The organism is Winogradskyella poriferorum (genome assembly GCF_050618035.1).
Taxonomy (GTDB): Bacteria; Bacteroidota; Bacteroidia; order Flavobacteriales; family Flavobacteriaceae; genus Winogradskyella; species Winogradskyella poriferorum_A.
In genome coordinates, this window is sequence record NZ_JBODPY010000178.1 from 1 (window position 1) to 227 (window position 227).

Consider the following 227-nt stretch of genomic DNA (forward strand, 5'->3'; position numbering starts at 1 on the left):
GGTAACTATGGATCGTTCTTGGCTCGACCTGGCTAAGACTTTGATGGTTTATTCATTAGCAAATTTTCAGCATCCCGAAAATGGAATGTTCTATTTTACCTCTAATGAAACTTCAAATTTAATCGCTCGTAAGCTGGAAATCTATGACAAAGTAATTCCTTCTTCAAATTCAGTTCAGGCGATGAACCTATTTTAACTTGGGCTTTAGTTTTATGATAAGTCTTACT

1 pseudogene is annotated in these 227 nt (G+C 35.2%); it reads left to right on the forward strand.

The features are described from left to right. Positions 1–196: pseudogene (locus tag ACRHOC_RS15370) on the forward strand (thioredoxin domain-containing protein); the annotation flags it as partial. Positions 197–227 lie beyond the last annotated feature (31 nt).